The sequence below is a fragment of the Pandoraea bronchicola genome, assembly GCF_902459805.1.
Classification (GTDB): Bacteria; Pseudomonadota; Gammaproteobacteria; order Burkholderiales; family Burkholderiaceae; genus Pandoraea; species Pandoraea bronchicola.
The window spans coordinates 88,415-112,226 of sequence record NZ_CABPST010000005.1 but is presented as its reverse complement, the minus strand read 5'-3'; the positions used below and the strand labels follow the sequence as shown (position 1 = coordinate 112,226).

Genomic DNA, 23,812 nt, shown 5'->3' with positions numbered 1-23,812 from the left:
CGTGATGCGCCGCCAGCCGCGCCGGGGTTTTTCCGTTTTCGCTATCCCTGCCTCGGGCCGCAACGGCTTGCCGAGCAGCGTCGTGCAGAGCCATTCGAGCAGGCCGCACATCACGAAGTAGATCAGCGCGACGAACGCAAAGACTTCGGCCGGATAGACCATCAACCGGCTGTTGACCTGCGTGGCGACGAAGGACAATTCCGCCACGCCGACGATGTACGCGAGCGACGTGTCTTTGACCAGCGACACCCACTGATTGATGAACGATGGCGTCATGATGCGCAGCGCCTGAGGCAACACGATGTGACGCAGTGTCTGCGCGCGCGTGAGCCCAAGCGACATACCCGCTTGCCACTGCGCCGTGCCCACGCCGCGAATTCCCGCGAAGACCGTATGCGACAGGTACGCGCCGCCGATCAGGGCGAGCGCACAGGCCACCGTGGCCAGGCCGGGCACATTGACGTTGAACAGGATCGGCAGCAGAAAGTAAGTCCAGAAGATCAGCATCAAGACGGGAATGGCGCGAAAGAAGCCGATCACGAACGTGAGCGTCCAGCGCGCCGGGCCGCCGAGCATCGCGAGCGCGATGCCGCCCGCGAGTCCCAGCACGCCGGAGGCCAGCGCACTGATCGTGGCGAGCACGAGTGTGAGTGCCGCGCCCGAGAGCGGGCCGTCGGGAAAGTCGCCCCAGAGCAGATAGGGCAGGTTGTCGAGTACGGCGGAGAAATTCATGAAGGCTTCCGGGAGGTCGCTCGGGTGGCTGTCTCAGCGCGACGGGGCGGCGGCATGACGATGCGTGGTGGCGACACTCACGGCTTCGATCAGCGCAATCGCGCCGATATAGAAGAGCGTGGCGATGCCGAACGCCTGAAACGTCTTGAACGTTTCGGTCTCCACCTGCCGCGACGCATACGACAGTTCGGCCAGCCCGATGGCCATCGTCAGCGATGAGTTCTTCACTACGTTCATGTACTGGCCGAACAACGGCGGCATGGCGATGCGCACGGCTTGCGGCAGCACGACGTGACGAAAGACGGCAACGCGGCTCAGTCCAAGGGCGGCGGCGGCCTGCGTCTGTCCGGCAGGCACGCCGCGCAGTCCCGCTCGAATTTCTTCGCCGATGAACGCCGTCGTGTAGATCGTGAGCCCGATGAAGCCGGCGAGCGTCTCGAGCGTGGGCCAGCGAATGTCGAACAGCACGAGATGCCAACGGTGAGGTTGTGAGAGCCACAGCACGGCACCGGCGGGCAGCAGTGCCGACACACCGAAGTACCAGAAGAACAGTTGCACCAGCAGCGGGGTGTTGCGCATGAGCGCGACGAAGGCGGTGGCGGGGCGTGCGAGCAGTGCGTTACGCGAGTCTCGTGCGAGTGCCAGTCCGAAGCCAAGCCAGGTGGCGGCGGCGCTCACGGCAATCGCAAGCGCGAGCGTGACGCCGAAGCCTTGCAGCAGCCAGCCGACATATTTCGGGGCGAGCCAGTCGATCATGACGGGAATTCCAAGGCAAAACGCCGGGTGCGCACGGGGCTTTCACCGCGTGCGCCCCGGCGAGGCCGACGGGCAAGCGTCAGGCCTTGTCGCCGATCTTGAACAGACGCGGAAGCGGCTGGGCCGTGTTCGGGCCGAACCAGCGGTCGTAAATGTTGGCGGCGGTGCCGTCTTTCTCGAGTCCGCGCAGCGTATCGTTCACGAAGGCGGTCAGGCGTGCCTCACCCTTGGGAACGCCCACGCCCATGTAGTCGTTCGAAATCGTGAACGCCGGGATCTCGTAGTTCTGCTTGTCCGGCACGTTGGCCAGCAGGCCGACGAGCTTCGGACCATCCTGCGTGATCGCCTGGACCGTGCCGGTGCGCAGTGCGGCGAACGCGAACGGCGTGTCGTCGAACGCCACGATCGTCGCCTTCGGGAATTTCTCTCGCAGCGTGATTTCGTTGGTCGTGCCCTTGTCGGCGCCGATGCGCAGCGCGCTCAGTTGATCGGGCGACGACAGCGTGCCCTTCTTCGCGAGGAACTGCTGACCCGACGAGAAGTACGGAATGCTGAAATCGATCTGCTTGGCGCGCTCGTCTGTGATGGTGAAGTTCGCCAGCACGAGATCGACCTTCTTCGAGGTGAGGAACGGAATGCGGTTGGCCGGGTTTGTCGGCTGGATTTCGAGCTTCACGCCGAGCTTGTCGGCCAGCGCTTTCGCATAGTCGACGTCGAGGCCGACGATCTTGTGCGACTTCGCGTCGACGTAGCCGAACGGCGGGTTGCTGTCGAACGTGGCAACGCGCAGCACGCCGGCCTTTTTGATGTCGTCGAGCTTGTCGGCGTGCGCGGCAAGGGGCGCGAAGGCCGCGACCGAAAGCAGCGCGGCAGCGAGAGTCGACACAGTGAGTCGTGCGCGTGGTTGGCGAGTCTTGTTTTGCATGGCCTGTTGGGCTCCGTTTTGCGTAGATCCGTCTCGAGTCCCGGTCTTGCCAACGCAAACGGCGGACAGACATTGGCGGGGACCGGCTGCGGGTAGCAGCGAGCGGGTTCTCTACGATAACGGCGCACCCACGCGCGCCCAACCAATCGATTTTTCTTAGCAAAACGCCGGCGCTGATAAGCGCCGGCGTACAGGCCATGCTGAGGAACAAGGGAAAGGGATCAGTCGCGATGACCGTAACCGTTCCCACGATCGTGGTCATCGTGACGATCCGGTCCCCGGCCGCGATCCCCATGATCTCCGCGATCCCCATGATCTCCACGATCTCCGTGATCCCAGCCACCGCGGTTCAGCTCCCAGCCATGCGGACCCTGATGCCAGGCCGGTGCGCGATAGGCATACCCCGGACGTTCAAGTTCCCAATGGCCGCCGTGCCACACGTGGCGGTGGCCGTCCCAGTCCCAGAATCCCGGCGCCCAGACATACCCGACGCGCGGCGGCGGAACCGGCTCGTAGCGCGGTGCGGGCGGCGCCCCGATGCTGATCGAAACGCCCACCTGGGCATGTGCCGGTGCCACGGCAAAACCGCCGAGCGTGGCAGCAACGAGCGCAATGGTCAGAGTCAGTTTTTTCATATTCGCCCCCTTTGAAAGCGATGTTTTGGTACATCTTCATCGTAAGAGGGGAACGCGTCCGTTACGAAGCAAATAGTCGTAAGAAAGTGTTGAAAATGTTTCGTTCCATTCGCCGAAAAGCCCGTAGGCTCGGCGTTCGCAGCGGTTGGCGCGTGATCGGGATGGCTCGCCGATCGCTGCGAACGTTGGGTATTACACCTTCGACGCGCGCTGATGACGGAATTCCTGCGTGCGTCCGCCGTATCCATAGGCCGCAGCGCGGGCGTCGATGACATGAATGTAGGAGCACGTGTGCACGTTACCGAGCAGCCCCGAGAGCGTTTCGAAGACCTGTGCGATGAACTGCGCCTTCTCGGCTTTGGTGTTGGTCTCGTCCGTCACGCTGATATCCAGATGGAAGGCGTTTTTCCCTTGTTCCGACAGCGGCGCACCGCCGATGAACCAGCGTGCATGCGGAATATAGTCAACGGTCACGGCAATCACCTCGGGTGCCTTGTGCAGCGTGTCGACGGTCAATTGCGACACGGCGCGCACGGCCTCGCGGGTGAGCGTGTCGTCGGGCGTGCCAGAAAGTTGCAAAACGATGTGAGGCATGGTGCGACTCCCAAAGGTTGAGTGATGTGCGAAGACAACGACGTCAGTCTAGGGAGAGGTTTGACATCGGAAAAGCGGGAATTTATGATTCCATCCATCGGTTTCTTCAATGGGTGGGATGATGGCTCCCGGATTCGATTTCGATCAGTTGCGTACTTTCGTCGCCGTGGCCGAAGCGGGCAGCCTCTCGGCGGCTGCGCCGCGCGTGTTTCTGTCGCAGTCGTCGGTGAGCGAGCAGGTTCGCAAGCTCGAGGAACGCGTTGGCGTCGCGTTGTTCACGCGCAGTAAGCAAGGTGTGGCGACGACGCCGGCAGGCGAGCGCCTTCTGACCCATGCGCGGCAGTTGATCGCACAGGCCGAGCGGGCGTGGCACGACGTGCGCGGGTTCTCGCTCGCGGGCGAGTTGCGGCTGGCGATCACGGATTACTTTCGCCCAGGCGACGTGGCGCGCATGCTGCGGCACCTCAGCGTGGCGTATCCCTCGCTGCGCATTCACGTGACGATTCTGAAAAGTGGCGTGATCGAGTCGGGCTACGACGGCGGCGACTTCGACATCGGTCTGTCGATGCGTGTGCTTGGCAAAGCCCTCGGCCGCGACACGGTCACTGGCACCCGGACGTTGGGGCGAGAGTCGCTCGACTGGGTGGCGTCGCCCGATTTCGTGCTGGGGGAAGGGACCCCGCTACCGCTGCTCGTGCTGCCGGACACCTGCGCGTTGCACCGCTTTACCACGCAATGGCTTGACGAGCATCGCGTGCCTTACACGATTGCGCATGTGGCGTCTGGGGTGGCGGGTTTGCAGTTGGCGTTGAGCGCGGGGCTGGGGGTGGCGTGCCTGAATGCGTCGGCGGCGGGGCCGGCGCTTGCGCGCATCGAGACGCTGATACCCGGGCGGCGCTTGCCTTCGCTGCCGCACGCAGAGTTTCATCTGCTACCCCCGCGCCGTGGCGAACCCGGATGGGTCACGCAGGCGCGCGATGCGTTGGCCGAGCAGCTTACAGCGCGTTGAGCGGAATCTTCAGATAGCGCGTGCCGTTAGCCTCCGGCGCGGGCATGTCGCCTGCGCGAATGTTGACCTGGACGGCGGGCAGGATCAGCGTCGGCATGTCGAGCGTCCTGTCGCGGGCTTCGCGCATGGCGACGAAGGCGTCCTCGTCGATGCCGTCGTGAACGTGGATGTTTGCCCGGCGCTGCTCGCCGACCGTCGTCTGCCAGTTCGCCGCGCGTCCGGCCGGCGGATAGTCGTGGCACATGAACAGCCGGGTCGACTCGGGCAACGCCAGCAGTCGGCGAATCGAGCGAAACAGCGTATGGGCATTGCCGCCGGGGAAGTCACAGCGTGCGGTGCCGACATCGGGCATGAAGAGCGTGTCGCCCACGAAGACGGCGTCGCCCACGCGATAGGCCATGTCGGCCGGCGTATGGCCCGGCACGAACATCGCCTGCGCCTGCAATGCGCCGATGGCGAACGTCTCACCGTCGTCGAACAGGTGGTCGAATTGCGAGCCGTCGGGCGGTACGTCGGCGCCCAGATGAAACAGCTTCTTGAAGACATGCTGGACGTCGCGGATGTGCGCACCGATGGCGATGCGCCCGCCCACATGGTCTTTGAGCCAGCGCGCCGCAGACAGGTGATCGGCATGCGCATGCGTCTCGAGAATCCAGTCGACCGTCAACTGGTGTGCCGCGACGAAGTCGAGGACACGCTCGGCCGACGCCGTGTGCGTGCGGCCCGCTTTGGGATCGTAGTCGAGCACCGGATCGATGATCGCCGCGTGTCCGCCCGGCGCATCGAACACGACATACGTTACCGTCGCGGTAGCGGTGTCGAAGAAGGCTTCGATGTGTGCTGGCGTGGCTGACATGACCGGCTCCTGCAAAAATTTATCAATTCATATATTATAAATCAGTAAAGTGTACGCAATCGACGTGACATCGCGTCGCGCCGCGACTTCCTGATTTGCATCGATCCTGCCATGCCTCGAGTGACTGCGCTATCCCCTGTCGGCCGGGCGAGCGTCTCCGCAGACGTTGCGCCGCTTGACATCGCGCGCTTGCGAACCGCCGCGCGCGACGCCACGGCGCTGCTGCGCGCGCTCGCCAACGAAGACCGTCTGCTGATTCTGTGCCAGCTCACGCAAGGGGAGTTGTCCGTCGGCGAACTGGAAGCGCAACTCGACATCCGGCAACCGACGCTCTCGCAGCAACTTGCCGTACTGCGCACCGAGGCGCTGGTGAGAACGCGTCGTGACGGCAAGCGCATCTACTATTCGGTCGCAGACGGCGAAGTGCTTGCCGTGCTGGCTTGCCTCTACGATCAGTTCTGTCCGAAATCCTGATGGCTTTGTTTCCCACCGCCACGTTTGCTTGACGAAAGGCTTCGCCCATGACTCTGGATACCCTTCATTTCACGCCGTGGACCGCGTTGGCCGGTGGCGTGCTGATTGGACTCGCCGCCGTCTGGCTCATGCTGGCGGCCGGACGCATCGCCGGAATCTCCGGCATCGTAGGTGGCCTGCTGCGCCCCAGCGCCGGGGATGTGGGTTGGCGCGTCACATTCATCGCGGGACTAGTGGCAGCGCCTTGGGTGTATCGCGCCGTGGCTGTCGTGCCCGAAGCGCAGATTGATGCCGGCACCGCCATGCTCGTCGCGGCCGGTTTGCTGGTTGGCTTCGGCACACGGCTCGGGTCGGGCTGCACAAGCGGCCATGGGGTGTGCGGTCTCTCTCGATTGTCTTGGCGCTCGCTCGTCGCCACGCTGTGTTTCATGGCGACCGGCTTTCTGACGGTGTTTGTCGTGCGGCATGTCCTCAACGTGGGAGGTGGCGTATGAAGAAGCTGGTTTTTGCATTTGCTGGCGGGCTCGTCTTCGGGCTTGGGCTGATTCTCGCGGGCATGGCCAATCCGGCAAAGGTGCTGGGCTTTCTCGATGTGACCGGCAAGTGGGATCCGTCGCTGGCGTTTGTCATGGGCGGGGCCATCGCCGTGGGGCTCGTCGGATTCCGGCTGGCGCGTTCACGGCCAATGGCGTGGACGGGCGAGCCGCGTGTCTGGCCTGCCTCGCGCGGTCTCGACAAACGGCTCGTGCTCGGCGCGTTGCTGTTCGGTGTCGGCTGGGGAATGGCCGGGATTTGCCCGGGCCCGGCGCTCGTATTGCTTGGCGCGGGGTCCGGCAAAGGGCTGCTGTTTGTCGTCGCGATGATCGCCGGCATGGCGCTGCACGCGGGTTTCGCCCGCGTGAGCGCGAAATAAGGCACGAAATAAGGCCGGAAATAAGGCTGGAGATGGCGCTCCCGGCTCAGTGTTTGCCTGCCAGCTCCGTGCCCGCGTCGGCGGGTAGCTGGCGGGTGACCGGGATTGATAGCCACGAGAACAGCCCGATCACGAGGAACGCCGGGAGGAAGTCGCTGGCCGTCAGGTGTTCGTGACCAGCCAGCCGGCTGCTCGCCTGCAGCACCATCCCCGAAATCGTCACACCCAATCCCAGCGACAACTGCTGCACTACGCTCGCGAGGCTAGTTGCACGGCTCGCGTCGGCACTCGCAATGTCGGCGTACACGATCGAGTTCAGGCAGGTGAATTGCAGCGACGGGAAGAAACCGCCGAACGCCACCACGCCCAGCATCACGAGCACCGGTGTGTCGTGCGTGAACAGCCCATAGGACGAGAGCGCCAGTCCTGCCAGTGCCGCGTTGACGATCAGCACACGGCGGAAGCCGAATTTCGCCAGCACCCGTTGCGCGATGGCCTTCATGAAAATCGCACCGAACGCCGACGCGCAGGTGATCATGCCGGATTCGAACGGGTCCATCTGCAGCCCCTCCTGCAGCGCCAGCGGCAGCAGAAATGGCACTGCCCCCAAACCGATGCGAAAGAGCGAGCCACCGACGACACTGGCGTGGAACGTCGGAATGCGCAGGAGACGGAAGTCGAGCAGCGGCGCTTCCACGCGATTCGCGTGCCGCCAGTAGGCGTAGACAAACCACGCCCCTAATACGCACATGGCGATCACGACGCTGTCGGCGACCTGATGTTCGCCGATCATCGCCAGCCCCAGCATGAGCAGACCGCTGCCGAGTGCAGAGAGAACAAAGCCGAGGGTGTCGAGGCGGCCGGCGTCGCCCCCGCGCTCGTTGTCGATGTACTTGCCCGCGAGGTAGATGCCGAGCAAGCTGACCGGAATGTTGATGAAGAAGATCCAGCGCCAGTGCAGATAGGCCGTAATGGCACCGCCGAGCGGCGGGCCGATGACCGGGCCGAGCAGCGCGGGCATCGTCAGATAGCCAATGGCCTTGACCAGATCATGCTTGGGCACCGCGCGAAAGATCACGAGGCGGCCGACCGGCACCATCATTGCGCCGCCGACACCTTGCAGGAAGCGGGCGAACACGAACGTCGGCAACGAAAACGATAACGCGCACAGGATCGATCCGGCCATGAAAATGCCGATCGCGGTGCGAAAGACGTTACGCGCCCCGAAGCGGTCGGAGACCCAGCCGCAGATCGGGATGAAGATGCCCAGCCCGACCACATAGGCGGTGAGCGCCATCTTCAGTGAGATCGGGTCTTGGTGCAGATCGCGTGCCATGGCTGGCAGCGACGTAGTGATCACCGTGGCGTCGATGTTCTCCATGAACAGAGCGCAGGCGATGATGAGCGGGATGATGACGGCGCGCGACACGATGGGGGAACGGCTGGCGCAAAGATTCCGATTGTCACACGATTTAAGCGTTCGCTTCAATCGTAAAGGCGACGCTCATCGTTTGTCGGTCGCCAATTCGTTGGCATCCAGCCGATACAGCACGTGACGGCGCAGCCGATGGCCGGGCGGAATCAACGGATGGAGAAAGTCCTCGTCCGGGCAGTGGCGCATGCCGATACGCTGCATGACCGCTCGTGAGCGGACGTTGGCGGGCACGGTGAACGAAACCAGTCCGTCGAGGCCCAGCGTTTCGAACGCGAACCGTACCGCGGCGCTCGCCGCTTCCGTTGCATATCCCTTCGACCACCATGGGGATGCGAGCCGCCAGCCGATCTCCACCGCCGGCACGAAAGGGGCGTCGAAACCGACGCGCATCAACCCCACGAAGCCGGCGAAAGGCGTCACGCCCGGAATCTCCAGCGCCCACGGGCCGTAGCCATGCGTCTCGATATGCTGCGCCAGCCGGTGGGCGACGGCGTCGCTCTGGGCCCGATCGAGCGTCGTCGGAAAATGGCGCATGACTTCGCGATCGGCGTTGAGTGCGGCAAAAAGCGGCAGATCGTCTGTGCGCCACTGACGCAAGATCGTGCGCTCGGTCGTGAGCGTAGGCGCGGGTGTGCCGAAAGGCGAGGGAGTATCCACGGCAATGTTCGAAGTCGTCATGCGCTCAAAATCCCTGTTGAATCAGTTCGAATTCAGACGGCCATTGCCGATCAGCACAAATCAGGATTTGCTTAATTTCAACCGCGCCAATACAGCCGTCTCTCCGGTAACCCTTGTCGCATGGGCCTTGGCCGGTATCCGGGGGGCAACAATTCTCCTATCTTACGAAAACGCTTCCAATTCGGGAAATGAGATCGATGCATGAGATTGACGTATACGTCAACAATTTGGTGCGGGTATCGCTATGTCCCGATTTATCAGTATGTCGACACCCGGATGGTCATAGAAAGATTATTGTCGCCGATATCGGCAAAACCCTCATTGGGAGGAACGATGGGCCTGGTATCCGCCGATATCAATCCGATGTCGGGCAAAAGCCGTCTAATTCTCGAGGAAATCGTCAACTCGGCTTATCCGTAAATCGCGGTACCCGATACGCGTGCTTCGAATGAACAAGGTGCTTCGGATAACAGAATGATCGGAATGAAATTAAATATTTATGATCGTATATCTTGAGTCGATCGAATGATCGCCACATCGGTGTTGCGGGCAAGAGAACCTGATGTCGGTAAATACTTACCAAATCTTGCTGGATGGCGCGTGAACCTATAGTGCCGCGAGGAGTCCTGATCACTGCGCGTAGCATTCGTTCCATATTGCAGGGAAATTGGCATCGCTTATCGAGGGATATCGGTGACGCAGGCGCGGCGGTAATCCTCGATTCGTGCCCCGATTCTGTGCATTTTCTGAAGCACCGATCGGACAATTCAATGAGGTTTGTGCGTGCGCAGACTCATTTGCCGGAAATGCCGTTTTCAAATTATTAAAACTCGTGCTATTTTAAGTGGCGATCCATTTTAACAACGTAAGGACACGCCAGATGGCAAGCTACAAGGAACTCGTCGCTCAACGCGAGAAGATCGAAAAGCAAATCGAAGAGGCCCGGACCCGTGAAGTGGCTCAGGTCATCGCCGAAGTCAAACAGAAGATCCAGGAATACGAACTGACTGCGAAGGATCTGGGTCTTGCCGTGACGGAAGGCCGCCGCCGCGCCGCTCGTGCACAGATTGCGCCGAAGTACATGAATCCGGCGACCGGCGAAACGTGGTCGGGCCGCGGCCGCGCGCCGAAGTGGGTCGGGAAGAATAAAGAGAAGTTCCTGATCAAGTAATTCGCCGGCGTCAGCCGGACTGGCATTGCCGGTCACATGCCAGGGAGGTCGGGGAGCCGACAGCCGCTGCGACCCCCTGAGGTCGTAGCGTCTTGCCATCTCAACCGTGTCCCTGAGAGCAGTAAAGCAGCAGCCCAGTAGTCGCAGCGCCCCCAACCTTGGATCGCCTGGCTGTGGCTTGATGTGATGCAGTGCCCGAAATGAAAAACCCGCCGTTCGTTTATCGACGGCGGGTTTTTTCATTGGGCGGGAATCGGCACGCGGAGCGTGTGAGGCGAGCGGAACGAGGGGGCGCCCGGCGCCGACGCCTTGGCTAACCCTGCACCGGGTGGCTTACTCCGCGCCCGGATCGTCCGGGGGGAACATCAGTGTGACCTGCAGGCCGCCCGAGGTGCGGTTGCTGAACGATACGCGCCCGCCCAACTGCTGGGTGAGCTTGTCGACGATGGCGAGGCCCAGTCCGCAATGGGCATTGCCGCCGCGCGCCGGGTCCAGGCGCACGAAGGGGCGCACGATCCGGTTGATGTCTTCGTTCGGAATGCCCGGACCGCTGTCTTCGATCACGAGACGCCAGCCGCTGGCGTCCTGCGAGGTGCGGATCGCGAGCGGCGCCCGGCCGTATGTCACCGCGTTGTCGAGCAGATTGTTCACGATACGCTCGAGGTAGGTCTGGCGTAGCTTGAAGCCCGGCCCGGCCTGCAAGTCCAGTTCGATGGCGTAGCCCTGATCGAGGAACGGGGCAATCAGCGAAGGAATGCGGGCTTCCACCGGCGACGCCGCGCTGTCCATTTCAATGCCCCTGGCAAACAGCAGGAACTGATCGACGATCCGGGTCATCGATTCGGCATCGCGCGTAATACCCTCGCTCATATGCACATCGTCGATCATTTCGGCGCGCAGGCGTAACCGTGCGAGCGGCGTTTTCAGGTCGTGGGCGATACCAGCCAGCATCGTATTGCGCTCGCGGTCGGTTTGCACGATGTCGTGACTCATGCGATTGAAACGCTCGGTCAGTTGACGCAACTCCAGCGGGCCGCGCTCCTTGACCTGCGTTCGAACGCGATGGGTCGCGAGTTGCTCGGCTGCCGCGGCCATATCCCGCACGGGCCGCTGCAACTGCCAGGCGGCAAACAGCGCAAAGATGACAGTAATGCCGAGCACGGCGGCCAGACCCGGCAGAATCGTGGCGGTGCCCGGCGGATTGCGCACGGACAGCACTGGCGTGGCGATCCAGTAGTCGCGGCCCGGCAACCGCGCCCAGATGCGCGGTGGCGGCGTGCGCTCCACGCGCAATTGCGTGCCGGCTGGCAGGCGCCGGGCCAGTTCGGTCGTCAGGCGGGCGTTCTTGCTGGTCGGCTCGAAGACGTCGCCATGCGCGAACGAGGCCGGTACGACTTGCACGAGATCGGGCAGCGTGAGCGTCGAGTTGCCGTCATGCACTTGCGACGCGGCCTTGATGATGAACGCCATTTGTTCGGCGGCGTTCTGCACGCGCGTGTCGTCATGATCGCTGCGCAGGATCGTGAGATACGAGAAATGGCTGATGACCAGTGCGGCAATGATGAGCACCGCCAGCCGGCCAAACAGCGTGTCGAAACGGCGCTTCATGCGATGCTCCGCATGTGCGCCGGGGTAAGCAGTGTCGGCTGCATGCCGGAGTCCTTGTCAGACCGGGAGATGACGTCTTCGAACCGGACGGTGACCGAACGCAACGGTGATAAAAGGCCGCGTTCGGCACCGGTCCATCAACCGATGGCCATATCGGCGCGTTGGCCGTCGGGAACGAAGATGTAACCACGCCCGCGCACGGTCTGAATAAAGCGCGGGCTCTGCGCGTCTTCGTCGAGCAGGCGGCGCAAGCGCCAGATCTGCACGTCGATGCCGCGGTCGTTGACGTCGCTGTCCGCGCCGTAGAGCAATTCGATGATGCGTTCGCGCGACAGCACTTGCATGGCATGGTTCACCAGCAGTCGCAGCAACCCGTATTCACCGTCCGAAAGTGTGAGCAATTGGGCATCGCGAGTGAGCGTGCGGCTACGGAAGTCGAGCACGAACGGGCCGAATGCGTAGTTTTCGCGCTGCTCGGGCACAGCGGCGTCGGGCGACTTGCGACGGCGCAGCACGGCGTTGATCCGGGCCAGCAGTTCGCGCGGGCTGAACGGTTTGCCGAGATAGTCGTCGGCGCCGATTTCCAGCCCCACGATACGGTCGATCTCGTCGCTGCGCGCCGTGAGCAGGATCACCGGCACGTCGTCGTTGCGCGCACGCAAATCACGCAGTGCCGTGAGACCGTCAACCTTGGGCATCATCAGGTCTAGCACGATCAGGGCGGGACGCTCACGCTCGAGGCGTGCGGCCAGCCCATCGCCGTCATGCATCACCGCGACCGAGAAGCCATGGCGGCTCAGGTACTCGCGCAGCAGATCACGCAGATCGGGATCGTCGTCGACAACAAGAATCTTCATATTCGTTCGGACAGGTAGTGTCGTCATGATAGTGGCCTCCCCGCGCGGCTTTACACGCGTTTTGTTTCCGGGCATTACAGTCTTGGTCATCTGTAACGATGCGTAATAATAGAGCCAGCTTTGATTACGCACGAATTTCGCGCCTGTCACGTAAGCTTCGCTCTACCCAATGCGCCGCCGTTTGGGCGGCAATTTCGGTCTACCCAATCGCACATCTCGCGCCGCGAGAGCGCTGCGACAAGGCAATGCCCGGCCCGGCACCGCGCCGCAAGACACCGCGCAGGGGAGCCGATGCGAACCATCGGCCACGCTGCCGGTCTTTCAGCAGCAACGCCTTCGCTTGCCGGCACGGAAAGCTGTTGTAATCGGCCATCGCATCGGACTTTCACAACGGTCTGCTATGCTGATCAGCCGAAACCGGCACAAGGCGCCGTCCAGGATGATACCGGGCGTTTCCGGGCAATTTGCCGCGCCGCAGCAATCAGATAAAAAAGTATGTCGTCCGCATTGGACGAATCCGCTAACTACTCCGCTGTTACGAGGAAGTCATGACCGAGCACGGTCCCCACGGTTCGGAACAACCGAACGGTTCTGATCGGCCCACGTCCCCCACCCCCGGGGCGCAACGCAACACAGGGGCAGTCCAGGCGCCATCACGTATGCGCCGCTGGCTCGTGCCCGGTGTCATCGGGCTGATCGTCGTGCTCATCGCGGGCGGTGTCTATTACCGGCTGCACGCCCAAAATGCCCAGGGCCCCGCTCAGGCGGGCGGCCGCCGTGGCGGTCCGCCGGCCGGTATGGCCGGGGCGCCTGCCACGCCTGTCACTGCGGCCGAGGCGAAGACGGGCGACTTGCCGGTCTTCCTCAGCGGGCTGGGCACGGTCACTCCGACGCGCAGCGTCACCGTGCATTCGCGGGTCGACGGCCAACTCATGAAGGTGCATTTCAAGGAAGGCGACATGGTCAAGGAAGGCCAGTTGCTTGCCGAAATCGATCCGCGTCCGTTCCAGGTGCAGGTCACGCAGATGGAGGGCCAGCTCGCCCACGATCAGGCACTGCTCAAGAACGCCCAGCTCGACCTTGCCCGTTACGAGACCCTCCTGAAGCAGGACTCGATTGCCGGACAGACCGTCGATACCCAGCGCGCGCTCGTTAAGCAGTACGAAGGCACGGTCAAGTCCGACGAAGGCCAGCTCGGCAACGCCCGCCTGCAATTGAGCTACGCGAGCGTGACCGCACCGGTCTCCGGGCTGGCGGGGCTGCGTCAGGTCGATCCGGGCAATATCATTCACGCTTCGGACACCAACGGTATCGTGATTATCAACGAAGTCACGCCGATTACTGTCGTCTACACCATTCCTGAAGACAATCTGCCAAAGGTGGTCAAGCGTTCGCGCAGCGGCGAGACGCTGCTTGTCGAAGCCTTCGACCGGGCCGGAAAGATCAAGCTCGCGAGCGGCAAGCTCGCCTCCATCGACAACCAGATCGACACGACGACCGGAACCGTCAAGCTCAAGGCCGAGTTCGCCAATGGCGAGGGCTTGCTGTTCCCGAACCAGTTCGTCAACGTGAAGATGCTCGTCGACACGCTCAAGGGCGCCACGCTGATTCCGAGCGCGGCTGTGCAGCGCGGCACGCAGGGCAGCTTCGTCTACGCCGTGCAGCCGGATCAGACCATCAAGCTCAAGACCGTGAAGCTCGGGCCGACCGACGGCACCCACGTGGCAGTGGAGTCGGGCGTCGCACCGGGCGAGAAACTCGTGATCGACGGCATGGACAAGCTGCGTGATGGCGCCAAGGTCGAGGTGATTACGGCCGAGAGCCGCGCGGCGGCCGTCGCACCGCGTGCCCCGGGCGAGAAGCGCAACGGCAACGGCGGGCATCGCCGTCCGGCGCAATAGAACGCCGTCGCGTGACGCCACGCGGCGCCTCGCGCGCTCAAGCCCGACCACGCCCCCAGAGACGCCCCTGAACGTAGCCAATGAATCCGTCCCGCCCGTTTATTCTCCGACCGGTCGCCACATCGTTGCTGATGCTGGCGATCCTGCTTGCCGGTTTCGTCGCCTACCGGCTGCTGCCGCTCTCGGCGCTGCCGGAAGTCGACTATCCGACGATTCAGGTGGTCACGCTTTATCCGGGGGCGAGTCCGGACGTCATGACCTCGTCGGTCACGGCCCCGCTGGAGCGTCAGTTCGGTCAGATGCCGGGCCTGAACCAGATGTCCTCGACCAGTTCGGGGGGCGCGTCGGTCATCACGTTGCAGTTTTCGCTCGACCTCGGACTCGACGTCGCCGAACAGGAAGTGCAGGCCGCGATCAACAGCGCCAGCAACCTGCTGCCGAGCGATCTGCCGATGCCGCCGATCTACAGCAAGGTCAACCCGGCCGACACGCCGATCCTGACGCTGGCGATCATGTCGAAGACCATGCCGCTGCCCAAGCTGGAGGATCTGGTCGACACACGCGTCGCGCAAAAGATCTCGCAGTTGCCCGGCATCGGTCTGGTGAGTATTTCGGGCGGACAGCGTCCGGCCGTGCGTATTCAGGTCAATCCGCGCGCGATCACATCGTACGGACTCAATATCGAAGACGTTCGCACGTCCATCGCGGCGGCCAACGTCAATCAGGCGAAGGGGAGTTTCGACGGTCCGTTACGCGCCTCGACCATCGATGCCAACGACCAGCTCGCCTCTGCCGACGAATATCGCAATCTCGTCATTGCTTACAAGAATGGCGGCCCGATCCGGCTTTCCGACATTGCGGACGTCATCGACGGTGCGGAGAACACCAAGCTCGCCGCGTGGGCCGACACCACGCCGGCCATTGTGCTGAACGTGCAGCGCCAGCCGGGCGCGAACGTGATCGAGACAGTCAACAAGGTCAAGGCGCTGTTGCCGCAATTGCAGGCCGCGCTGCCGGGCAGCATCGACGTCAAGCTGCTCACCGACCGCACCACGACGATTCGCGCCTCGGTCTCCGACGTGCAGTTCGAACTCATCCTCGCCGTCGCCCTCGTGGTGATGGTGATCTTCCTGTTCCTGCGTAACGTCTCGGCGACCATCATCCCGAGCGTGGCCGTGCCGCTGTCGCTGGTCGGCACGTTCGGCGTCATGTATCTGGCCGGCTTCTCGATCAACAACCTGACGCTCATGGCGCTGACCATCGCGACCGGCTTCGTGGTCGACGACGCCATCGTGATGATCGAGAACATCGCGCGTTACATGGAGCAGGGGGAAAAGCCGTTGCAGGCGGCGCTCAAGGGCGCGGAGCAGATCGGCTTCACGATCATTTCGCTGACCTTCTCGCTGATCGCGGTGCTGATTCCGCTGCTGTTCATGGGGGACGTCGTTGGCCGCCTGTTCCGCGAATTTGCGATCACGCTGGCGGTGTCGATCCTCATCTCGGCCGTGGTGTCGCTCACGCTCACCCCCATGATGTGCGCGAAGCTGCTGCGCCATGTCCCGGAAGACAAGCAGGGCAAGTTCTATCGCAAGACCGGCGAGATCTTCGATCGCATCATCGCGAAGTACGGCGAATGGCTTACGTGGGTGCTTGATCGTCAGCCGGCCACGCTGCTCGTCGCGCTGGGCACACTCGTGCTCACGGTGCTGCTGTACATGTGGGTGCCGAAGGGGTTCTTCCCGGTACAGGACACGGGGGTGATCCAGGGCATCTCCGAAGCGCCGCAGTCAATCTCGTTCGCCGCGATGGGCGAGCGTCAGCAAGCGCTGGTCGCCGCTGTGCTTGAAGATCCGGCTGTCGAGTCGGTGTCGTCGTTCATCGGGGTCGACGGCGTAAACGCCACGCTCAACAGCGGGCGTTTGCTCATCAACCTGAAGGACAAGGGCGTGCGCGGGCTCGATGCCTCGGAAGTCATTCGCCGCATTCAACCCGAAGTCGCGAAGGTGCCGGGCATCGCGCTCTTCATGCAGCCGGTGCAGGATCTGACCATCGAAGACCGCATCAGTCGAACGCAGTATCAGTTCACGCTGCAGGACCCGAGTCTGGATACGCTCGGCGTCTGGGTGCCGAAACTCGTCGAGAAGCTGCAACACCTGCCGCAACTGGCAGACGTCACGAGCGATCTGCAAGTCAACGGCTTGCAGGCCTATGTGGACATCGACCGCGATACCGCAAGCCGGCTGGGCGTCACCCCGTCTGCCGTCGACCAGACGCTTTACAGCGCGTTCGGTCAGCGGCTGATTTCGACGATCTATACGCAGGCGTCGCAATACCGTGTGGTGCTCGAAGTGGCAGACGACTTCCAGCGCGGGCCCGATGCACTCAAGGGCATTTACGTCGCGTCGGCCTCGGGCGTGCAGGTGCCGCTCACGTCGTTCGCGAAGATCGTGGAAAAGCCCACGCCACTGGCGATCAACCATCAGGCGCAGTTCCCGGCCGCGACGATCTCGTTCAACCTCGCCAGGGGCGCGTCGCTGGGCGACGCCGTGAAGGCCATCACGCAGGCCGAAGACGCCATCGGTCTGCCCGCGAGCACGCAGACGACGTTCCAGGGTGCGGCACAGGCCTTCCAGGCGTCGCTCTCGAACACGTTGTGGCTGATTCTCGCGGCGGTGGTGACGATGTATATCGTGCTGGGTGTGCTCTATGAGAGCTACATCCACCCGATCACGATTCTGTCGACGCTGCCGTCGGCCGGTGTCGGGGCGCTGCTGGCCCTCATGGTCTCCGGCAACGACATCAGCATCATCGCGATCATCGGCATCATTCTGCTGATCGGTATCGTCAAGAAGAATGCCATCATGATGATCGACTTCGCGCTCGAGGCGGAGCGCGAACACGGCATGACGCCGCGCGAGGCCATTTATCAGGCGTGCCTGCTGCGTTTCCGTCCGATTCTGATGACGACGATGGCCGCCGTGCTGGGCGCGCTGCCGCTCATGCTGGGCTCCGGCGTGGGCTCGGAGTTGCGCCAGCCGCTGGGTATCACGATGGTGGGCGGGCTGATGGTCAGTCAGGTGCTGACGTTGTTCACTACGCCAGTGATCTACCTGTGGTTCGACCGCTTGGCCGCGCGGGCGCGTGCCTGGCGCGAACGGCGCTTCGGGCCGTCGGACGACCACACGCCGGGTGATCACGGCAACCCGGGCGGCAGTGCTGGCCCGGTCACGACGGACGGTCAGGCACGATGAACCTGTCGGCCGTCTTCATCCGGCGCTCGGTCGCGACCGTGCTGCTCACCATCGGGGTGACGCTGGCGGGCATCGTCGCGTTCGGGCTGCTGCCCGTCTCGCCGCTGCCGCAAGTGGATTTCCCGACGATCTCCGTCTCGGCGTCACTGCCGGGCGCCAGCCCCGAGACGATGGCCGCGAGCGTGGCCACGCCGCTGGAGCGCTCGCTCGGCCGCATTGCCGGCGTGACGGAAATGACGTCAAGCAGTTCGCTGGGATCGACCCGCATCACGCTGCAATTCGATCTCTCGCGAGATATCAACGGTGCGGCGCGCGATGTGCAGGCGGCGATCAATGCCGCGCGCAGTCTGCTGCCATCGGGGCTGCCGAGCAATCCGACCTATCGCAAGGTGAATCCGGCGAGCGCGCCGGTCATGATTATTGCGTTGACCTCGGAGAGCATGACGCGCGGGCAGATGTACGACGCTGCGTCGACCATCCTCGCGCAGAAGATCTCGCAGCTCGAAGGCGTGGGCGACGTGACCGTTGGCGGCAGTTCGTTGCCGGCGGTGCGCGTCGAACTCAACCCGACGGCGCTCAACAAGTACCAGATTCCGCTGGAGACCGTGCGTACCGCGATTCAGGCGGTCAACGCGAACCGCCCGAAGGGAGCGCTTGAAGACGGCGATCAGCGCTGGCAGATTCTCGCCAACGATCAGGCGAAGACGGCAAAGGAATACCTGCCGGTCATCGTCACCTATCGGGACGGGCGGCCGGTACGTCTGGCCGACATCGCCGACGTGGTCGACTCGGTACAGGACTTGCGCAATGCCGGTTCGGCCAACGGCAAGCCGTCGGTGCTGCTCATCATCACGACGCAGCCGGGTGCGAACATCATCGAGACGGTCGATGGAATCAACAAGATCCTGCCGAATCTGCGCGCCTCGATCCCGGCCGCGATCAATCTCGACGTGGTGATGGACCGCACGCCGACGATCCGCGCGTCGCTCAGGGAAGTCGAACGCACGCTGCTGATCTCGATTGCGCTCGTGATCATGGTGGTGTTCATTTTCCTGCGGAACTGGCGTGCGACGTTAATACCCAGCGTGGCCGTGCCCGTCTCGCTGATCGGCACGTTCGGGGTGATGTACCTGTGCGGCTTCAGTCTCGACAACCTGTCGCTCATGTCGCTCACCATCGCGACGGGCTTCGTGGTCGACGATGCCATTGTGGTGCTGGAGAACATCTCGCGTCACATCGAAGAGGGGTTGAGTCCGTTCGCCGCGGCGCTCAAGGGGACGCGCGAAGTGGGCTTCACCGTGCTCTCGATGAGCATTTCGCTCGTGGCGGTATTTATCCCGTTGCTGCTAATGGGCGGTATTGTCGGGCGTTTGTTCCGCGAATTCGCGGTCACGCTCTCAGCGGCCATCATCGTCTCGCTGGTCGTCTCGCTCACGACCACACCGATGATGTGTGCGCGTTTGCTCAAGGGCAAGCCTGCGCCGGGTGTGCCCGCCGGCACGGCGCCCCTCGCACCGGCGCCGCCGCCGCGCCCGTCCATCTGGACACGCATGGGCGGCTGGACCGAGCGGGCGTTCGACGCCATGTTGCGCGAATACGAACGCTCGCTGACATGGGCGCTGCGTCACGGGCCGCTGATGTTGCTGATCCTGTTCGCGACGATCTGTCTGAATGTCTGGCTCTATACCGTGGTGCCCAAGGGCTTCTTCCCGCAACAGGACACGGGGCGGATGATCGGCTTCATTCAGGCCGACCAGGCGATCTCGTTCCAGGCCATGGAGAAGAAACTGGCCGACTTCATCAAGATCGTGCAGGCCGACCCGGATGTGGCGACGGTCACGGGCTTTACCGGCGGGTCGAACCGCAATGGCGGCTCGATGTTCGTCACGCTCAAGCCGCTGGGCGTACGCAAGCTCTCTGCCGATCAGGTCATTGCGCGACTGCGCGGCAAGCTGGCAAAGGAGCCGGGGGCGATGCTGTATCTGCAATCGGTGCAGGATATTCGCGTGGGCGGGCGCTCAAGCAACGCGCAGTATCAGTACACGTTGCAGGCCGACGATCTTCAGCAGTTGCGCGAGTGGGAGCCGAAGGTGCGCAATGCGATCTCGCGTTTGCCCAATCTCGTGGACGTGAACACGGATCAGCAGGACAAGGGGTTGCAGACGACGCTCGACGTCGACCGCGATCAGGCGTCACGGCTGGGGCTCACGATGAGCCAGATCGATAACGTGCTCAACGACGCTTTCGGGCAGCGTCAGGTCTCCACCATCTACAACCCGCTCAATCAGTACAAGGTCGTGATGGAGGTCGCGCCACAGTGGTGGCAAAGCCCGGAATCGCTCAAGGACATCTATGTGGTGACGTCGGCGGGCGCACAAGTGCCGCTCTCGGCGTTCGCCCGTTACCGCCCGACGAATACCGCGCTGGGGGTTTCGCACCAGGGACAGTTCGCGGCGAGCACGATTTCGTTCAACCTGCCGCCGGGCGTCTCGCTGTCCGAGGCGCAGGCGTCGATCAACGATGCCGTCGGCCGGCTGGGCATGCCCACGTCGGTACAGGGCAGTTTCCAGGGCACGGCGCAGGCTTTCCAGTCGGCCCTGTCGTCGCAGCCGATCCTGATCCTCACGGCACTGCTCACGGTGTATATCGTGCTGGGCGTGCTCTATGAGAGCTACATCCATCCGCTCACCATTCTGTCGACGCTGCCATCGGCAGGCGTGGGGGCCTTGCTGGCGCTGTTGCTGTTCAACACCGAGTTCAGCATCATCGCGCTCATCGGCGTGATTCTGCTGATCGGGATTGTGAAGAAGAACGCGATCATGATGATCGACTTCGCGCTCGATGCGCAGCGGCGGCAGAACATGCCGCCGCGTGAGGCCATTTACCATGCGTGCGTGCTGCGCTTCCGCCCGATCATGATGACCACGATGGCGGCCATGCTCGGTGCGATTCCGCTCGCGCTGGGCACCGGGGATGGTGCGGAATTGCGCCAGCCACTGGGCATCGCCATTGTGGGTGGCCTGCTCGTGAGTCAGGTGCTCACGCTCTATACGACGCCGGTGGTGTATCTGTATCTCGACCGTGTGCGCCTGCGCTGGGCGCGATGGCGTACTCGTGGCCGGACCGGCCACAGCGATGTCGGGGAGGTGGGCCATGGCTGATGCCGTTCGTCGCGTGCGCCGCGCGCTCGCCTGTGGGCTTCGCGGCGCGTTTTCCGAAACTTCTGTCCCGGCCGATGGGCCGATGTATGCCATGGCACAACCGTTGAACCGTCAAGTCCTTACCGTTCGTTCTCATGCGGGAACCGCCTCGGCAGCGGGGCAAGGGCGGGGCGTTGCGACACCTGCGCGCGCGCGCCGTACGGCGACGTTTCTTGCCGCGAGCGCTGTGCTGTGGCTCGCGGGCTGCGCGGTGGGGCCCGATTATGTGCGTCCGGACGTCGATACGCCGGCTGCGTTCAAGGAAACCGGCGACTGGAAGCTCGCCGAGCCGAGCGACGCTGTGTCCAAGGGCGAGTGGTGGGCCATCTATAAGGACCCCGTGCTCTCCGAGTTGATGGCGCAGGTCGACGTCAACAATCAGAACATCAAGATTGCCGAGGCGAACTACCGGCAGGCGCTGGCCGTGGCCTCGCAAGCGCGCTCGGCCTTCTTCCCGACGATTGGCGCCGACGCCGGCCTCACGCGCGCCAGTTCGCGTGTGAGCAGCACGGCGGTGAGCGGTTCGGGTGTGGGCGGTATCTCGAACAGCTACAGCCTGTCGGGCACGGCGAGCTGGGAGCCTGACATCTGGGGCAGCGTGCGCCGCTCGGTCGAGGCCGGTAACGCCAGCGCCGAGGCGAGCGCAGCCGAGCTGGCCAATGCGCGTCTGTCGGCACAGGCGTTGCTCGCGCAGAACTACTTCGACCTGCGGGTAACGGATGCACAGAGAGCGTTGCTCGAGCGCACCGTCGCTGCCTATGAACAGACGCTCAAACTGACGCAGAACCAGTACGCCGTCGGCGTGGCGCAGCGCTCTGATGTGATTCAGGCGCAAACGCAACTGCAATCGGCGCAGGCATCTGCGATCGACATCGAAGTGACGCGCGCGCAACTGGAGCACGCGATTGCGCTGCTCGTCGGCAAGGCCCCGGCGGCGTTTGCGCTGACGGTGGCGCCGTTACGTGCCGCACTGCCGCCGGTGCCGGTGAGCCTGCCGTCGAAATTGCTGGAGCGCCGGCCCGACATTGCCTCGGCCGAGCGCTCGGTCGCGGCGGCCAACGCGAAGATCGGCGTGGCCAAGGCAGCCTTCTTCCCGACACTCTCGCTCTCGGCGACGGGGGGCTTCCAAAGCAGCAGCTTCGCCAACTGGCTCACGCTGCCGAGCCGCTTCTGGTCGGTCGGTCCCGCGCTGGCGGCCACGCTCTTCGACGGTGGCTTGCGGCGGGCGCAGACCGACGCGGCCATTGCTGCCTACGACGCACAGGTCGCGACCTACCGGCAGACGGTGCTGACGGCATTCCAATCGGTCGAGGACAACCTCGCCGCGCTGAACTATCTGGGACGTGAGTCCGTCGTGCAGAACCAGGCCGTGCAGTCGTCGCGCGAAGCGCTGCAATTGATCCTCAATCAGTACAAGGCAGGTACCGTCAGTTTTCAGAACGTGTTGACGGCGCAGGCGACCGCGTACACCACCGAGCGTACGGCGCTGACGATCCTCGGCCGTCAATTCACGGCCAACGTTCTGCTCGTGACGGCGCTTGGCGGCGGTTGGCATGGGTTGCCGTCTGAGGGCGCGAACAGCGTTGCCCAACAAGCGGCGGCGACATCTGACGCCGCCAGTCCTGCGAACCGCGGCGGCACGCAAGAGTAAAGCGCCTGCCGGATATCCTCGCGATTGGCCGGTCGAGTTCGTCATCGACCGGCCATGCCTCCGCATTTCGCGTCTTTGTACTACGCATTTTCCGACGCTCGCGACGCGCGGATCACTAAATCCGATCTCGGTGTTTAAGGTAATTCCGAACTTCACAATCGGAATAGCGGAAGCACCTGCCGCGAATGCTCCGAATGCCGGTGACGCGAGTAGCACAGACTGCGATGTCATGCGTCTGAGCAATTTCACCTCTGAGCGAGCCCCGTCAAGCCGTTAGGGAGCAGTACCCGCTCTATCAGGCAGCATGCGGACGTCCCGCACATTGACCACACCGCGTGGCAGGCATGCCCGGCGGCGTTGACTATGTGACGTTTCCCAGCCGGTCGGCATGATCCCTTTTTGCCAGAATGAACGCGCTTCGTTGCGATGGCAGGCGCGAAGCACCGCGCGCACCTTGCGGCGGTGACGGTGCTGTCAGATGACGAAAAAGGGGAGGGGGCAACGATGACGATCAATGTCGTGGTCGCGGACGACCATCCGATTGTGCGTTATGGAATACGACGTCTGCTCGAAGAGCGGGAAATGATCCATCTGGTCGGCGAAGCGGCCAATTCGTCAGAACTCGTGAACTTGCTGGCCAAGGAGCCATGCGACATTCTGGTGACGGATTTCTCGATGCCGGGGGGGAATTTCAAGGACGGGCTTTTTCTTATTGGCTACGTGCGCCGATATTTTCCTAACATCAAGATCATCGTCGTGACGATGCTTGAAAATCTGGCGATTCTTCGCGGCGTGCTCAAGCTCGGCGTGCATTCGATTCTCTCCAAGCTCGACGAGCAGAGTTCGATTGCCGACATCGTTTGCGTAGTGGCGGACGGCAGCCGCTACATCCCGGCGGGACTGGCGACAAGGCTGCACGACTCGGTGGTCGACGACACGGAGATCGACGCGTCGAAGCTATCGGGCCGCGAGGTTGAGGTCGTGCGGCTGTTCGTCTCGGGGCTCACGATCAGCGAAATCGCGTTCCAGCTCAGCCGCAGCGTGAAGACGGTCAGCTCGCAGAAAACCAACGCCATGCGCAAGCTCGGACTGGATCGCGACGTCGATCTGTATCACTACGCCACGCGCACGGGCATCACCTGAGGGGGGCTGCCGGCCGGATATCC

20 protein-coding genes and 1 pseudogene are annotated in these 23,812 nt (G+C 63.2%); 11 read left to right on the top strand and 10 right to left on the bottom strand.

Annotation, left to right across the window (positions count from 1 at the left end):
• Window positions 1–6 precede the first annotated feature (6 nt).
• The 5 genes and pseudogenes from PBR20603_RS12040 to PBR20603_RS12020 all read right to left on the bottom strand — a co-directional run.
• Window positions 7–732, bottom strand: a pseudogene (locus PBR20603_RS12040) (amino acid ABC transporter permease); the annotation flags it as partial.
• Between the two features lie 33 nt (window positions 733–765).
• On the bottom strand, window positions 766–1,488 hold the full coding sequence (locus PBR20603_RS12035) for an amino acid ABC transporter permease (RefSeq protein WP_150559768.1): 723 nt from the start codon (window positions 1,486–1,488) through the stop codon (window positions 766–768).
• A gap of 79 nt (window positions 1,489–1,567) precedes the next feature.
• Window positions 1,568–2,413 carry an ABC transporter substrate-binding protein gene (locus PBR20603_RS12030; RefSeq protein WP_150559767.1) on the bottom strand — a complete coding sequence of 282 codons (846 nt, stop codon included), beginning with the start codon at window positions 2,411–2,413 and terminating at the stop codon, window positions 1,568–1,570.
• A 221-nt stretch (window positions 2,414–2,634) separates the two neighbouring features.
• Window positions 2,635–3,048: a YXWGXW repeat-containing protein gene (locus PBR20603_RS12025; protein ID WP_150559766.1), complete on the bottom strand. Its 414-nt coding sequence runs from the start codon at window positions 3,046–3,048 to the stop codon at window positions 2,635–2,637.
• A 192-nt stretch (window positions 3,049–3,240) separates the two neighbouring features.
• Window positions 3,241–3,642: a tautomerase family protein gene (locus tag PBR20603_RS12020; RefSeq protein WP_150559765.1), complete on the bottom strand. Its 402-nt coding sequence runs from the start codon at window positions 3,640–3,642 to the stop codon at window positions 3,241–3,243.
• A 109-nt stretch (window positions 3,643–3,751) separates the two neighbouring features.
• Here PBR20603_RS12020 and PBR20603_RS12015 point away from each other — a divergent pair, with 109 nt between their 5' ends.
• Window positions 3,752–4,651: a LysR family transcriptional regulator gene (locus PBR20603_RS12015; protein WP_246174589.1), complete on the top strand. Its 900-nt coding sequence runs from the start codon at window positions 3,752–3,754 to the stop codon at window positions 4,649–4,651.
• On the opposite strand, the gene PBR20603_RS12010 is transcribed toward PBR20603_RS12015, so the two are convergent.
• On the bottom strand, window positions 4,638–5,507 hold the full coding sequence (locus PBR20603_RS12010; protein ID WP_150559764.1) for an MBL fold metallo-hydrolase: 870 nt from the start codon (window positions 5,505–5,507) through the stop codon (window positions 4,638–4,640). The two genes, PBR20603_RS12015 and PBR20603_RS12010, sit on opposite strands and share 14 nt — an antisense overlap.
• A 111-nt stretch (window positions 5,508–5,618) precedes the next feature.
• Between PBR20603_RS12010 and PBR20603_RS12005 the strand changes: the two genes are divergently transcribed.
• Genes PBR20603_RS12005 through PBR20603_RS11995 form a run of 3 tightly spaced genes read left to right on the top strand, consistent with a single transcriptional unit; the run spans window position 5,619 to window position 6,894 of the window.
• Entirely contained in the window at window positions 5,619–5,981 is a 363-nt protein-coding gene (locus tag PBR20603_RS12005; RefSeq protein WP_150559763.1) for an ArsR/SmtB family transcription factor, read from the top strand.
• 47 nt (window positions 5,982–6,028) lie between these two features.
• Window positions 6,029–6,475 (top strand): YeeE/YedE family protein, encoded by a 447-nt coding sequence (locus PBR20603_RS12000; protein ID WP_150559762.1) that lies wholly within the window; start codon window positions 6,029–6,031, stop codon window positions 6,473–6,475.
• Window positions 6,472–6,894, top strand: coding sequence for a DUF6691 family protein (locus PBR20603_RS11995; protein WP_150559761.1), 423 nt, complete (start codon window positions 6,472–6,474; stop codon window positions 6,892–6,894). The genes PBR20603_RS12000 and PBR20603_RS11995 overlap by 4 nt, the downstream gene beginning before the upstream one ends.
• A 46-nt stretch (window positions 6,895–6,940) precedes the next feature.
• On the opposite strand, the gene PBR20603_RS11990 is transcribed toward PBR20603_RS11995, so the two are convergent.
• Together PBR20603_RS11990 and PBR20603_RS11985 are read right to left on the bottom strand one after the other, a co-directional pair.
• Window positions 6,941–8,275 (bottom strand): MFS transporter, encoded by a 1,335-nt coding sequence (locus PBR20603_RS11990; RefSeq protein ID WP_246174624.1) that lies wholly within the window; start codon window positions 8,273–8,275, stop codon window positions 6,941–6,943.
• 123 nt (window positions 8,276–8,398) lie between these two features.
• Window positions 8,399–9,007 carry a GNAT family N-acetyltransferase gene (locus PBR20603_RS11985; protein WP_150559759.1) on the bottom strand — a complete coding sequence of 203 codons (609 nt, stop codon included), beginning with the start codon at window positions 9,005–9,007 and terminating at the stop codon, window positions 8,399–8,401.
• On the opposite strand from PBR20603_RS11985, the gene PBR20603_RS11980 reads away from it, so the two are divergent.
• Together PBR20603_RS11980 and PBR20603_RS11975 are read left to right on the top strand one after the other, a co-directional pair.
• Window positions 8,991–9,212: a hypothetical protein gene (locus PBR20603_RS11980; RefSeq protein WP_150559758.1), complete on the top strand. Its 222-nt coding sequence runs from the start codon at window positions 8,991–8,993 to the stop codon at window positions 9,210–9,212. The two genes, PBR20603_RS11985 and PBR20603_RS11980, sit on opposite strands and share 17 nt — an antisense overlap.
• A 675-nt stretch (window positions 9,213–9,887) precedes the next feature.
• Complete coding sequence (locus tag PBR20603_RS11975; RefSeq protein WP_150559757.1) at window positions 9,888–10,178, top strand: H-NS histone family protein; 291 nt, start codon at window positions 9,888–9,890, stop codon at window positions 10,176–10,178.
• 333 nt (window positions 10,179–10,511) lie between these two features.
• Here PBR20603_RS11975 and PBR20603_RS11970 read toward each other — a convergent pair whose 3' ends face one another.
• Complete coding sequence (locus PBR20603_RS11970) at window positions 10,512–11,786, bottom strand: ATP-binding protein (RefSeq protein ID WP_150559756.1); 1,275 nt, start codon at window positions 11,784–11,786, stop codon at window positions 10,512–10,514.
• Window positions 11,787–11,923: 137 nt separating this feature from the next.
• Window positions 11,924–12,643, bottom strand: coding sequence for a response regulator (locus PBR20603_RS11965; RefSeq protein ID WP_150559755.1), 720 nt, complete (start codon window positions 12,641–12,643; stop codon window positions 11,924–11,926).
• 659 nt (window positions 12,644–13,302) lie between these two features.
• Between PBR20603_RS11965 and PBR20603_RS11960 the strand changes: the two genes are divergently transcribed.
• From PBR20603_RS11960 to PBR20603_RS11940, 5 genes are all read left to right on the top strand, one after another.
• Entirely contained in the window at window positions 13,303–14,544 is a 1,242-nt protein-coding gene (locus PBR20603_RS11960; protein WP_150559754.1) for an MdtA/MuxA family multidrug efflux RND transporter periplasmic adaptor subunit, read from the top strand.
• 80 nt (window positions 14,545–14,624) lie between these two features.
• On the top strand, window positions 14,625–17,795 hold the full coding sequence (locus PBR20603_RS11955) for an MdtB/MuxB family multidrug efflux RND transporter permease subunit (RefSeq protein ID WP_150559753.1): 3,171 nt from the start codon (window positions 14,625–14,627) through the stop codon (window positions 17,793–17,795).
• The gene (locus PBR20603_RS11950; RefSeq protein ID WP_150559752.1) at window positions 17,792–20,956 is read left to right on the top strand and encodes a multidrug efflux RND transporter permease subunit; all 3,165 of its coding nucleotides are present in this window, start codon (window positions 17,792–17,794) and stop codon (window positions 20,954–20,956) included. Before PBR20603_RS11955 ends, PBR20603_RS11950 begins: the two co-directional genes overlap by 4 nt.
• Complete coding sequence (locus PBR20603_RS11945) at window positions 20,949–22,646, top strand: efflux transporter outer membrane subunit (protein WP_246174585.1); 1,698 nt, start codon at window positions 20,949–20,951, stop codon at window positions 22,644–22,646. The genes PBR20603_RS11950 and PBR20603_RS11945 overlap by 8 nt, the downstream gene beginning before the upstream one ends.
• Window positions 22,647–23,150: 504 nt before the next feature.
• A complete protein-coding gene (locus tag PBR20603_RS11940) occupies window positions 23,151–23,789 on the top strand; it encodes a response regulator (protein WP_174977900.1) in 639 nt (212 codons plus the stop codon).
• Window positions 23,790–23,812 lie beyond the last annotated feature (23 nt).